This is a genomic window from Delftia sp. JD2, assembly GCF_001682645.1.
GTDB lineage: Bacteria > Pseudomonadota > Gammaproteobacteria > Burkholderiales > Burkholderiaceae_C > Comamonas > Comamonas acidovorans.
Genome location: NZ_LFJT01000047.1, coordinates 37,824 through 49,753 on the forward strand (window position 1 = coordinate 37,824; position 11,930 = coordinate 49,753).

At 69.9% G+C, this 11,930-nt stretch carries 9 protein-coding genes; 3 read left to right on the top strand and 6 right to left on the bottom strand.

The window, feature by feature from the left end; all coding sequences use genetic code 11:
• Positions 1–69: 69 nt before the first annotated feature.
• The 3 genes from ACM14_RS21980 to ACM14_RS21990 all read right to left on the bottom strand — a co-directional run bounded on the left by ACM14_RS21980 (position 70) and on the right by ACM14_RS21990 (position 3,303).
• Complete coding sequence (locus ACM14_RS21980) at positions 70–849, bottom strand: ABC transporter ATP-binding protein (protein WP_065347326.1); 780 nt, start codon at positions 847–849, stop codon at positions 70–72.
• A gap of 61 nt (positions 850–910) precedes the next feature.
• Positions 911–2,119 (bottom strand): M20 aminoacylase family protein, encoded by a 1,209-nt coding sequence (locus ACM14_RS21985; protein WP_043825815.1) that lies wholly within the window; start codon positions 2,117–2,119, stop codon positions 911–913.
• A 26-nt stretch (positions 2,120–2,145) separates the two neighbouring features.
• Positions 2,146–3,303 carry an ABC transporter substrate-binding protein gene (locus ACM14_RS21990; RefSeq protein WP_065347327.1) on the bottom strand — a complete coding sequence of 386 codons (1,158 nt, stop codon included), beginning with the start codon at positions 3,301–3,303 and terminating at the stop codon, positions 2,146–2,148.
• A 197-nt stretch (positions 3,304–3,500) separates the two neighbouring features.
• Here ACM14_RS21990 and ACM14_RS21995 point away from each other — a divergent pair, with 197 nt between their 5' ends.
• Together ACM14_RS21995 and ACM14_RS22000 are read left to right on the top strand one after the other, a co-directional pair.
• A complete protein-coding gene (locus tag ACM14_RS21995) occupies positions 3,501–5,579 on the top strand; it encodes a molybdopterin-dependent oxidoreductase (RefSeq protein ID WP_065347328.1) in 2,079 nt (692 codons plus the stop codon).
• A gap of 90 nt (positions 5,580–5,669) precedes the next feature.
• Positions 5,670–7,427 (top strand): AarF/ABC1/UbiB kinase family protein, encoded by a 1,758-nt coding sequence (locus tag ACM14_RS22000; protein WP_065347331.1) that lies wholly within the window; start codon positions 5,670–5,672, stop codon positions 7,425–7,427.
• Positions 7,428–7,591: 164 nt separating this feature from the next.
• Here ACM14_RS22000 and ACM14_RS22005 read toward each other — a convergent pair whose 3' ends face one another.
• The 3 genes from ACM14_RS22005 to ACM14_RS22015 form a co-directional block, all read right to left on the bottom strand.
• The gene (locus ACM14_RS22005; RefSeq protein WP_016446620.1) at positions 7,592–8,566 is read right to left on the bottom strand and encodes a tripartite tricarboxylate transporter substrate binding protein; all 975 of its coding nucleotides are present in this window, start codon (positions 8,564–8,566) and stop codon (positions 7,592–7,594) included.
• 81 nt (positions 8,567–8,647) lie between these two features.
• Entirely contained in the window at positions 8,648–9,661 is a 1,014-nt protein-coding gene (locus tag ACM14_RS22010; protein ID WP_065347329.1) for a TraB/GumN family protein, read from the bottom strand.
• Positions 9,658–10,680, bottom strand: a complete 1,023-nt coding sequence (locus ACM14_RS22015; RefSeq protein ID WP_034390060.1) for a fumarylacetoacetate hydrolase family protein — start codon at positions 10,678–10,680, stop codon at positions 9,658–9,660. The genes ACM14_RS22010 and ACM14_RS22015 overlap by 4 nt, the downstream gene beginning before the upstream one ends.
• A 126-nt stretch (positions 10,681–10,806) precedes the next feature.
• Between ACM14_RS22015 and ACM14_RS22020 the strand changes: the two genes are divergently transcribed.
• Positions 10,807–11,586, top strand: coding sequence for an IclR family transcriptional regulator (locus ACM14_RS22020; protein WP_012203056.1), 780 nt, complete (start codon positions 10,807–10,809; stop codon positions 11,584–11,586).
• Positions 11,587–11,930 lie beyond the last annotated feature (344 nt).

The window sequence follows — 11,930 nt, forward strand, 5'->3', positions numbered from 1 at the left end:
AAAAAGCAGAAATTTAGAACGACCGTGCTTTTTTCTCCGTCAGCCGCACCGAGACCGGCCATGCCGCTCCTACGCTGGGCTGCACAGGTGCCCGGCCACGGGCCATCGGTCGGCCTCGCAAGGCGTGGGGGCCGGCGCCTGGTCCCGGGCGCTGCCCGGTTGCAGGATGCGGCCGTGCTCCATCACGACCACGCGGTCGGCGACGGCCAAGGCCTGCTGGCGGTCCTGGGTCGCATAGACGGCCGTACAACCCAGGCTGCGCAGCAGCCGGGGAATTTCCTCGCACAGGCGCTCGCGCAGGTTGCAGTCGAGGCCGGACAGGGGTTCGTCCAGCAGCACCAGGCGCGGGCGCTCCACCACGGCGCAGGCCAGCGCCGCGCGCTGCTGCTGGCCGCCCGACAGGCTGCCGGGAAGGCGCTCGCCCATGCCCTGCAGCCCGACCAGGCCCAGGGTCTGCTGCACCCACTCGTGGATCTGCGCGCGAGGCAGGCCGCGCATCTCCAATGGGAAGGCCACGTTGGCCTGCAGGCTCATATGGGGCCAGAGCGCATGGTCCTGGAGCACCAGGCCCAGTTCGCGCCGCTCGGGCGGCAGGGGCTGCGAGGCGCTGGCCGCGCACTGCCCGCCCATCCAGACTTCGCCGCGGCTGGGCTGCTCCAGCCCGGCCAGGATCTTGAGCAGGGTGGTCTTGCCGCAGCCCGAAGGACCCAGCAGGGCCAGCACCTCGCCGGGGGCGATCTGCAGGCTGATGTCCTGGAGCACGGCGCGCTCGCCGTGGATGCGCTTGAGCTGCCGGGCTTGGACGGCCACGCCCTGCGCGGCGGCCGTGGAGGATTCGATGGAGGTCACAGGGACCGCATGCTAGGTGCGGTGTGTGACATGCCGGTGTCGGCCGGACCCTGCAAGGGCCTCAGCGCGTGGGCTCGCTCAGCCAGCGCTGGGCCAGCTTCACCCAGAACGTGGCGCCCTGCGGGATCAGCTGGTCGTTGAAGTCGTAGCTGGGGTTGTGCAGCGTGCAGGGACCGCCGCCGTGGCCGATGGCGCGGTGGTCGCCGTCGCCATTGGCGATGAAGCAGTAGGCGCCGGGCTTTTCCAGCAGCATGAAGGCGAAGTCCTCGGCGCCCATGGACGGCTCCTGGGGCAGCACGTTGGCCTCGCCCACGACCTCGGCCATGACGCGGCGTGCGAACTCGGCCTCGGGGGCGGAGTTGATGGTGGGCGGGTAGTTGCGCACGAACTCGAACTCGCAGCGCGTGTCATGCGCCGCGCAGATGCTCTCGGCCAGGGTCTTCATGCGCCGCTCGATCAGGTCCAGCACCTCCAGCGTGAAGGTGCGCACCGTGCCCTGCAGCTCCACGCTGTCGGGCACCACGTTCGTGGCCTCGCCCGCGTGGACCATGGTGACCGAGACCACGCCCGCCTCGATGGGCTTGACGTTGCGGCTGACGATGGTCTGCAGGCCCAGGATCAGCTGTGCCGCCACGGGCAGCGGGTCGATCACCATGTGCGGCATGGCCGCGTGGCCGCCCTTGCCGCGCACGACGATGCGGAACTCGTTGCTCGACGCCATGGCCGGGCCCGGGCCCACGGCCATGGTGCCGGCCTTCATGCCCGGCCAGTTGTGCATGCCGAACACGGCCTGCATGGGGAACTGGGTGAACAGGCCGTCCTCGACCATCTCGCGCGCGCCGCCGCCGCCCTCTTCGGCCGGCTGGAAGATCAGGTGCACCGTGCCCTCGAAGCTGTCGCGGTGCGCGGCCAGGTACTGCGCGGCAGCCAGCAGCATGGCGACATGGCCGTCATGTCCGCAGGCATGCATTTTTCCGGCATGGCGGCTGGCGTGCTCGAAGGTGTTGAACTCCTGCATGGGCAGCGCGTCCATGTCGGCGCGCAGCCCGACGGCGCGGCCGCTGGCGCCGCCGTCACGGCCATGGATGGTGCCCACCACGCCCGTGCGGCCCAGGCCGCGGTGCACGGCAATGCCCCATCCCTCCAGTTGCCGGGCCACGAGGTCGGCGGTGCGGATCTCCTCGAAGCACAGTTCGGGATGGGCATGTATGTCGCGGCGCAGCGCGGTGATCTCGGGTGCGCGGTCCAGCAGTTCCTGCAGCAAGGCCATGGGGTTCTCCTTCTAGAGCTGCAAGCCTACACCCGGACCTTGCCGTCGCCGGTCAGCATGGACAACTCCACGAAGCGCGGCTTGCCGGACTGCGGCTTGAAGACCAGCGGGAAGCCTGCCACCTGCTGGCCGTGCATGGCGTCGAGCGCGGCCACCAGGCCGTCGCGCGTGGGCTTGCCCGAGGCCGATGCCTGGCGCAGCGCATCGGCGAACACGCGCGCCGCCAAGTAGCCTTCCATGCTGGAATAGCTGGGCGTCAGCTTGCCGCCGCCCTTCTGGATGGCCGCCAGGAAATCGCGCGTGATCTGGCGCGAGGTCTGGAAGGGCGAGGGCACGACCTGGGTGACCACCACGCCTTCGGCATCCTTGCCCAGCGTCTCCGACAAAGCCTGGGCACCCACGAAGGACACGTTGTAGAACTGCCCGCCAAAGCCTGCCTGGCGCGCCGCGCGCACAAAGGCCGCGCTGGCCGAGTAGGTGACGATCTGCACGATCACATCGGCGCCCAGCGGCACCAGCGTCTTGACGGCCGCCGCCACATTGTTCGAGTTGCGCTCCACCGTGGCCGCGCCCACGGGCTCCAGCCCCTTGGCGGCCAGGGCCGCCTTGACACCGGCCAGGCCCGACTCGCCATAGGCATCGTTCTGGTGCAGCACGGCCACCTTCTTGAGACCCAGGCCCGTGAGGTGGCGCACCATCAGCGCCGTCTCGTCGGCATAGGAGGCGCGCACATTGAAGACCAGGTGGGCCAGCTGGGGCTGGCGCAGCGCGTCGGCGCCCGTCAGCGGTGCGAACAGGGGCACGCGCGCCTTTTGCAGCAGCGGCAGCGCGGCCATGCTGGTGGACGTGCCCACGTAGCCGAACAGGGCGAACACGTCGTCGGACAGGAAGCGCTGGGTATTGGCCGCGCAGCGCTCGGGCTCGTAGCCGTCGTCCATCACGCGCAGTTCGATGTTGCGCCGGGCAATGCCCCCCTGCGCGTTGAGCTGCTCGAAGTACAGCTTGGCGCCTTCATGGAAGGGCTGGCCGATCTGCGCTGCAGACCCGGTCAACGGGCAGGACTGGCCCAGCACGATGGTGCCACCCGCGTCCTGGGCGCGCACTGCGCCGGTCCAGGTGGCGGCAGCAGCCGTGCTGGCTGCGATGAACTGTCTGCGGCTGAACGCCGTCTTGGGTCGGAACATGAACTTGCCTGTTTTTGTCGCTGGAATCGGCGCCGTTGCTGCGTGCAGCCGGCTGCAAGGGTCCGCATAATAAAGACAAGCGGCGATTGCGGCATGCAAGACCGGCACCGCCCCTTGCCCGTGACGGCCTTTTCCCGTTTTCCCGGCTTTTCACGGTTTTTTCGCAAAGTACCCACCTGTCCGAGACCGCTGCCACCATGTCCTCCGCCACGCCCCCACTCCAGGCCACCTCACAGGTGCTGGGCGCCTGCCCCCATGACTGCCCCGATACCTGCTCGCTGGTGACCACGGTCGAAGACGGCATCGCCAAGAGAGTCCAGGGCAACCCCGCCCATCCGCACACGGGCGGCGTGCTCTGCGCCAAGGTCAGCAAATACACCGAGCGCAGCTACCACCCCGAGCGCGTGCTCACCCCGCTGCGCCGCGTGGGCCCCAAGGGCTCCGGGCAGTTCGAGCCCGTGGGCTGGGACGAGGCGCTGGCCGACATCGCCGCGCGCCTGCAGTCCCTGGCGGCGCGCGATCCCGAAACCATCCTGCCCTACAGCTACGCAGGCACCATGGGCCTGGTGCAAGGCGAGAGCATGGACCGGCGCTTCTTCCACCAGCTCGGCGCCTCGCTGCTGGACCGCACCATCTGCTCCAGCGCCGGGGGCGAGGCCCTGAACCTGACCTATGGCGGCAAGCTGGGCATGCGCGTGGAGCATTTCACCGAAAGCCGGCTCATCCTCATCTGGGGCAGCAACAGCATCGGCAGCAGCCTGCATTTCTGGCGCTATGCGCTGGAGGCCAAGCGCAACGGCGCACGCCTGGTGTGCATAGACCCGCGCAAGACCGAGACCGCCGACAAGTGCCACGAGCACCTGCAGCTGCTGCCCGGCACCGATGCCGCCCTGGCACTGGCCCTGATGCACGAGCTGATCACGCACGGCTGGCTGGACCATGACTACATTGCGCGCCACACGCTGGGCTGGGAGGAACTCAAGGCCCGCGCCCTGCAGTGGCCGCCCGAGCGCGCGGCCCAGGTCTGCGGCCTGCCCGTGGAGCAGATCCGCCAGCTGGCGCGCGACTACGGCACCACCACGCCCGCCGCCATCCGCCTGAACTATGGCGTGCAGCGCGCGCGCGGCGGCGGCAATGCCGTGCGCGCCATTGCCTGCCTGCCGGCCCTGGTGGGCGCCTGGCGCCACCGTGCCGGCGGCCTGCTGCTGTCCGCCTCGGGCGCCCTGCCCGCACAGCGCGCCCGACTGCAGATGCCGCACCTGCTGGGCGAACGCCGCCCGCGCACCATCAACATGAGCACCATCGGCGACGCCTTGCTGCACGAAGGCGGCAATGGCTTCGGCCCGCGCGTGGACGCCATCGTGGTCTACAACAGCAATCCCGTGGCCGTGGCGCCCGAGTCGGCCAAGGTCGTGGCCGGCTTTGCGCGCGAGAACCTGTTCACCGTGGTGCTGGAGCAGTTCATGACCGACACGGCCGACCTGGCCGACTACGTGCTGCCGGCCACCACGCAGATCGAGCACTGGGACATTCACGGCAGCTACGGGCATACCGACGTGCTGCTCAACCGCCCCGCCATCGCGCCGCTGGGCCAGGCGCGCAGCAACGGCCAGATCTTCCGCGACCTGGCCGCGCACATGGCGCGGCATGACGACGCCTTTGCCGCTGCCCATTTCCAGACGGGAGACGAGCAACTGTGCCGCGAAGCCTTCGAGGGGCGCGGCGTGGACTTCAACGAGCTGATGGACAAGGGCTTTGCCACCCTGGCCCTGCCCGAGGCCCCCTTTGCCGAGGGCGGCTTCGCCACGCCCTCGGGCCGCTGCGAATTCACCAGCGCCGAGCTGGCGCGGCGCGGCATGGACCCGCTGCCTGACTACCTGCCCAACTACGAAACCGCCGAAACGGATGCGCGCTACCCGCTGGCCATGATCTCGCCGCCGGCACGCAACTTTCTCAACAGCAGCTTCGTCAACGTCAAGAGCCTGCGCACCATGGAAGGCCGCCCGCTGGTGGAGCTGCACCCCGACGACGCCGCCCCGCGCGGCGTGGCCGAGGGCGACCGCGTGCGCGTCTTCAACGACCGGGGCAGCTACGAATGCCACGCCACCCTCAACGGCCGCGCGCGCCGTGGCGTGGTCAACGGCCTGGGCATCTGGTGGCGCAAGCATGGCGACAACGGCACCAATGTCAACGAGCTCACCCACCAGCGCCTGACCGACCTGGGCCGCGCGCCCAGCTTCTACGACTGCGCGGTGCAGGTGCAGCGGCTGGCCTGAGCCCCGCCCCGGAGACGGGCGATTCCTGCGCAATGGCGTCTGGCGCATCGGCACAATGGACCGCATTGCCACCACCGACAGGAGATGCCCATGCTGCAAACCGCCGTGGTCGCCGTGCGCGACCGTGCCCGGCTGCAGGAAATCGTCGGCGTGCTGCTGCGCTTCGGGCTGGCCGACCTGGTCGACACGCTGGGCCTGGCCCGCTTCGCGCCACGCGGCAGCCAGCCCCATCCCGAGCATCCGCTGGATGCCAGCCGCCCCGAGCGCCTGCGCATGGCCCTCGAACACCTGGGTCCCAGCTTCGTCAAGCTGGGCCAGATCATGGCCACGCGCTCGGACCTGCTCGCGCCCGAATGGACGGCCGCACTGCAGCAACTGCACAGCCACGCCGCCCCGCTGCCCTGGGAGACGGCCCAGCCGTTGATCGAGCAGTCGCTGGGCCTGCCAGTGGAGCAGGTGTTTACGCATTTCGATCCCGTGCCGCTGGCCTCGGCCTCCATGGCCCAGGTGTACCGCGCGCGGCTGCCTGCGGCTGAAGACCGGGATGACCGGGAAGACCAGAAAGACGGCCGCGACAGCGACAGCACCCCTGCGGCCAGCGCTGCCGACATCGAAGTCGTGGTCAAGGTCCAGCGCCCCGGGCTGCGCCCCCAGATCGAGGCCGACCTGCGCCTGCTCGAGCACCTGGCGCTGCTGGCCCAGGAACAATGGCCGCAGCTGGCGCGCTACCGCCCGCGCGAGGTCACGCGCCAGCTAGGCCAGGCGCTGCGCGAGGAACTGGATTTCACCGTCGAAGCCCACAACGGCGACGCCGTGGCGCGGCACTTCGCGGCCCAGCCCGAGATCGTCGTGCCGGCCATCCACTGGGCATTGAGCGGGCCGCGCCTGCTGGTGCAGGACTTCGTGCCGGGCGTGCCAGCCTCGGCCGTGGGTGCGGACCCCGCGCTGGACGGCCCGCTGCTGGCGCGCCGTGGCGCCTGCGCGTTTTTGCAGATGGTGCTGCGCGACGGCCTGTTCCACGCCGACCCGCACCCGGGCAACCTGCTGGCCCTGCCCGGCAACCGCGTGGGCTTCATCGACTTCGGCATGGTCGGGCGGCTGTCTCCCCAGCGCCGCCGCCAGGTGCTGGGCCTGATGCGCGCCCTGGTCGAGGGCCAGGGCCGCAGCCTCTCGGGCGTGCTGCTGGAATGGGCGGCCGAAAGCGAAATGCCCGGCCGCGCCCCGCCCTCGGCCGCACGCATCGAGGCTGCCGTGGACCGCTTCGTGACCCGCCATGGCCCCGGCGCCAGCAACGGCCGCCTGGTCATGTCCCGCGCACTGCAGGACTTCATGGCTCTGGCCCGCGAAACCGGCGTGGCCCTGCCCGCCGACATGGCCCTGCTGCTCAAGGCCCTGATCACGGCCGACCAGGTACTGCTGCAGCTGGACCCGCAATTCGACGTGGTGCAGACGGCCACGCCCCTGGTTAAGGCCCAGCTGCTGCAGCGCTACTCCCTGCGCAGCCTGGCGCGCCAGCGCCGCGCCGCCATGGCGCAGTGGCTGGAACTGGCCGACGATGCGCCGCACACCCTGCGGCTGGTGATGCAAAGACTGCGCTCGGGCCGGCTGCAGGCCGACCTGGACATACGCCACATCGACCGGCTTTCCCTGGCACTGGAACGCGCCGCCACCCGCCTGGCCCTGGCCGTGGTCTCCGGCGCCTTCATCCTGGGCCTGGCCCCCGGCCTGCTGACCATGGGCCCGCGCCTGTGGGGCATCCCCCTCTTCGCCGTCCTGGGCGTGGCCGGCGCCGCCGCCAGCCTGGCAGTTCTTTTCACCACCATGCGCAGGCAGAAGGCGCTGGATTGATCGCTGGATTGGCGATGAGCAACGCCCAAAGGCACCGCCAGCACACCAGCGCCCAAACCCGCCACGGCCCAACCCAGAGACACCGAGGAAGGGCAGCCCCGCACCGAGGGTGTCGTCCCCCTCCGCGAAGCGAGAAGGGGGAAGGCGCGCAGCGCCTCAGGGGGTCAGTCCAGCTTCACGCCCGCGCTCTTGATGATCGCCCCCCAGCGCTTGGATTCCGCGCGCGACATGGCCAGGAACTGCTCGGGCGTGCCGGGCAGCGCCTCCATGCCGAAGTCCTGCATGCGCTTGACCACGGCGGGGTTGGCAAGCGCCTTGTTGAGCTCGGCGTTCAGGCGCTGCACCACGGCGGGGGGCATCTTGGCCGGGCCCAGGATGCCCTGGAAGGCATAGACCTCGGTATCGGGCACGCCGACCTCGGCCAGCGTGGGCAGCTCGGGCAGGCTGGGCACGCGCTTGCCCGTGCCGATGGCCAGGGCGCGCACCTTGCCCGACTGGATCACGGGCAGGCCCGAGGCCAGGTCCAGGAACATGCAGGGCACCTGGCCGCCCATCACGTCGGCCAGCGCAGGCGCCGCGCCACGGTAGGGGATGTGCGTCAGGAAGGTACCCGTGCGGTTCTTGAACATCTCCATGGCCAGGTGGTGGGGCGAGCCGTTGCCGGGCGAGGCGTAGTTGACCTGGCCCGGATGCGCCTTCACGTAGGCCAGGAATTCCTTGAAGGTCTTGGCCTCGAAGTTCGGGTTCACCACCAGCGCCATCGGGAAGCGGCTGATGCCGCCGATGTAGGTGAAGTCCTTTTCGGGGTTGAAGGACAGCTTGCTGAACAGGTGCTCGTTGTAGGCCAGCACGGCGTTGTCGGCCGACATGATGGTGTAGCCGTCGGGCTTGGCCGTGGCCACGATCTGGGCGCCGATGTTGGTGGAGGCGCCGGGGCGGTTGTCCACCACGATGGTCTGGTTCAGCGTCTGGCGCATGGCCTCGGCCACGGTGCGCGCCAGCACGTCGGTGCCGCCGCCGGGCGGATAGGGCACGACCCAGCGGATGTTGCTGGCGGGCCAGTCCTGCGCCTGCGCAAAAGGCGCGGCCATGCCGGCGGATGAGGCCGCCACGGCGGCCAGGAATTGTCTACGGTCCATTGTTGTCTCCTGTGGGATGGGTGTGGATGGGTCCTGGCCGCGCCCTGTTGCTCTTGTTCATGGAGGCGGCGGCCGTGTGTTTCAGGGCGGGCTGGCTGCGGGGAACTCCACGCGCTGCACCTTGAAGCCCTGGGCCGCCAGCAGCGCCGGCAGGCCGCGCGTGCCCACCATGTGCAGGGCGCCCACGGCGGCAAACACGCTGCGGCCGGAACGGATCTGCCGCGCCACTTCACGCGCCAGGCCGGGGTTGCGGCCATAGACCATGCGGTCGTAGTCGGCGCGCTCGGCGGCATTGGCCATGCAGTCGCACCAGTCGGGCAGGCTCTCCAGCAGGTGGATGCGGCCATCGGCCCAGACGCGTGCGATCAGTCCCAGCTTCTGGGAGGCGATGCCGCTTTCCAGCTGGCGCAGGCCGGACTCCACCGTCTCGGCCACGCGCGCGGGGTCGTCCGAGACCAGCTCGCGCAGTTGCAGCTCGGGTGTCTCCAGCGACAGTACGGGCTTGCCCAGGGCCAGCGCCACGCCGGCCAGCGAGAAATCGATGCCATAGGACGCGTCCAGCCCCTCGCTGCGGCCGGCCAGCGACAACAGGGAGATCACCTGGGCGTCGGGGCGCAGCAGGGCCAGCTCGGGGCCGGCGCAGGCCAGGCGCCTTTGCTCCTCAAGCCGGCGCTGGAGATCGCCGCGCAGCGGCGGCGCATCGGGCCGGGCCTGCATGCCGGCGAACAGGACCTTCATGACCTCGGGATCGAGGATGTTCAGCTCCAGCGCCAGGCTGTCGGAGGCGCGCAGCGCGTCCGCCACCGTGGGGCCGGGCACGCTCCAGTCGAGCTTGGCCGCATGCATGGTGCCGTAGAGCCAGCTGGTGCGGCCCCGGTGCTCGATGCGCCACAGCAGCCCGCGGTCCTGCGCCTTGCGCTGCATGGCGCGGATCTCGTCCGGGCCGGGCATGCGCGCCTCGGGCGGGCAGGTGACGGGGTCCGCGGCCGGGGGCGCCGCGAATGCCCCCGCCAGCGGCGACAGCGCCAGCGCGGCCAGGCCGGCGCGCAGCGACCTGCCCGCCAGGCGCCACCAGGGTGCGCAGACGCGGCTCATTCGGCAGGCTCGACGATGTTCTGGTCGATGGCGCCGAAGATGCTCTGGCCGTCCTTGCCCTTCATCTCGATGCGGATGGTGTCGCCAAAGCGCATGAACTCGGTCTTGGGCGCGCCGTCCTGGATGGTCTCTATGCAGCGCTTTTCGGCGATGCAGCTGTAGCCCTTGGGCCACTCCATGCGCCGGTTCTTGCCCTTGCCGCTTTCCACGCCCTTGTTGCTCACGGTGCCGCTGCCCACGATGGAGCCGGCGCGCACATTGCGCGTCTTGCAGATATGGGCGATGAGCTGGCCGAAGTGAAAGCTCATGTCCTCGCCCGCATCGCACATGCCGACCTTGCGGCCGTTCCAGGTGGACTGCAGCGTCAGGTGCAGGCGCCCGCCCTTCCAGGCGTCGCCCAGCTCGTCCAGCGTCACGGCCACGGGGCTGAAGGAGGTGGCGGGCTTGGACTGGAAGAAGCCGAAGCCCTTGGACAGCTCATTGGGGATCAGGTTGCGCAGGCTCACGTCGTTGGCCAGCATGACCAGGCGCACGCCGCCCAGCGCACGCTCGGGCGTGGCGCCCATGGGCACGTCGGCGGTGATGACGGCGATCTCGGCCTCGAAGTCGATGCCCATGGACTCGCTGGGCACCACCACATCGTCGCAAGGGCCCAGGAAATCGTCGCTGCCGCCCTGGTACATCAGCGGGTCGGTGTAGAAATTGGCGGGCACCTCGGCGCCGCGCGCCTGGCGCACCAGCTCCACATGGTTGATGTAGGCCGAGCCATCGGCCCATTGGTAGGCACGCGGCAGCGGCGCCATGCACTGGCGCGGATCGAAGGCAAAGGCATGGACCGCCTTGCCGCTGTTGAGCAGGTGGTACAGGTCCTGCAGCTGGGGCGCCATGTAGCTCCAGTCGTCGAGCACCTGCTGCAGGCGGCTCGCTATGCCGGTCGCATAATGGGCCTGGCTCAGGTCGCGTGACACCACGACCAGTTGCCCGTCCCGCGATCCGTCCTTGTATGTGGCAAGTTTCATGCTGCTCCCCCGTGCCGCCGCCGCGCGCCACGGCATCCGGGCAGCGGCCTGGATACCCATGGCGACGCAGCCACGAATTACGATAAGTTAAATTGATTTAACTAAACAAAACCAAATTCTATTGCAATGGACAAGGAACGCGCAGGGATTCAATCGGTCGAGGTCGGTTTTACATTGCTGGAGGCGCTGACGCGCGCCCGGGGCCCGCAGATGCTCAAGGACCTGGCGTCCGACGCCGGCATGAGCGCCGCCAAGGCGCACCGCTACCTCGTGAGCTTCCAGCGCATCGGCCTGGTCACCCAGGACGCGCGCACCTCCCGCTACGACCTGGGCCCGGCCTCGCTCAAGCTGGGCCTGGCATCGCTGGCGCGGCTGGACCCCGTGCGGCTGGCGCGCGAACGCATGCCCGCGCTCATGGAGCGCATCCACCACACGGCGGCCATCGCCGTCTGGGGCAACCACGGGCCGACCATCGTGCACTGGGAGGAAAGCGCCCAGTCGGTCACCGCCAACCTGCGCCTGGGCGATGTCATGCCCATGCTGGCCTCGGCCACCGGGCGCTGCTTCGCGGCCTGGCTGCCGCGCGAGGTCACGGCCCCGCTGCTGGAGCCCGAGGTGGACAAGGCCCGCCGCATCCAGCGCAAGGACCTGCCGCTCACCCCCGAGGCCATAGACGCCATGCTGGCCGAGGTGCGCGAGCGCGGCACCGCCCGCGTGGTCGATACCGTGCTGCCCGGCATCGTGGCCTTTTGCACGCCGGTCTTCGACTCCTCGGGCCATATCGTGCTGGGCCTGACCACGCTGGGCTCGATTGCCACTTTCGACCCCGAATACGGCGGCGCCATCGATGCGCCCCTGCGCGAGGCCTGCGTCCAGCTGTCCCAGGACCTGGGCTGGAATGCCTGAGATGAAGCTACACCCCCTGAGTCGCTTCGCGCCTTCCCCCTGGAAGGGGGACGACAGCCTCGCTGCGGGGCGGCGCGGCCGGCGTAGGCCCTTGCTCGCTGTCCCTGGCCTTGGGCCGCGCCGGTTTCATGGGCTGTGGGTGGCGCGCAGCACTATGGATAACTGACATGAGCCTGCGCCAGCGCGCCCTGCCCGCCCTCACCGCCGTGGTGCTGGGCGTGCACGCCCTGGCCCTGCTGGGCCTGCCGCTGTGGAGCCAGGTGTCAGCGCCGCACACCGAGGTGGCAGCCATGCAGACGCGGGCGCTGTCCCTGCCCGAGCCACCCGCCCCCCCGCCTGCAGCG

Coding starts and splice junctions, on each gene's coding strand:
- ACM14_RS21985 (WP_043825815.1), bottom strand. CDS start 2,119: ATGGCCTTGCTGCAGGAACTGCTGGACCGCGCACCCGAGATCACCGCG.
- ACM14_RS21990 (WP_065347327.1), bottom strand. CDS start 3,303: ATGTTCCGACCCAAGACGGCGTTCAGCCGCAGACAGTTCATCGCAGCC.
- ACM14_RS21995 (WP_065347328.1), top strand. CDS start 3,501: ATGTCCTCCGCCACGCCCCCACTCCAGGCCACCTCACAGGTGCTGGGC.
- ACM14_RS22000 (WP_065347331.1), top strand. CDS start 5,670: ATGCTGCAAACCGCCGTGGTCGCCGTGCGCGACCGTGCCCGGCTGCAG.
- ACM14_RS22005 (WP_016446620.1), bottom strand. CDS start 8,566: ATGGACCGTAGACAATTCCTGGCCGCCGTGGCGGCCTCATCCGCCGGC.
- ACM14_RS22010 (WP_065347329.1), bottom strand. CDS start 9,661: ATGAGCCGCGTCTGCGCACCCTGGTGGCGCCTGGCGGGCAGGTCGCTG.
- ACM14_RS22015 (WP_034390060.1), bottom strand. CDS start 10,680: ATGAAACTTGCCACATACAAGGACGGATCGCGGGACGGGCAACTGGTC.
- ACM14_RS22020 (WP_012203056.1), top strand. CDS start 10,807: ATGGACAAGGAACGCGCAGGGATTCAATCGGTCGAGGTCGGTTTTACA.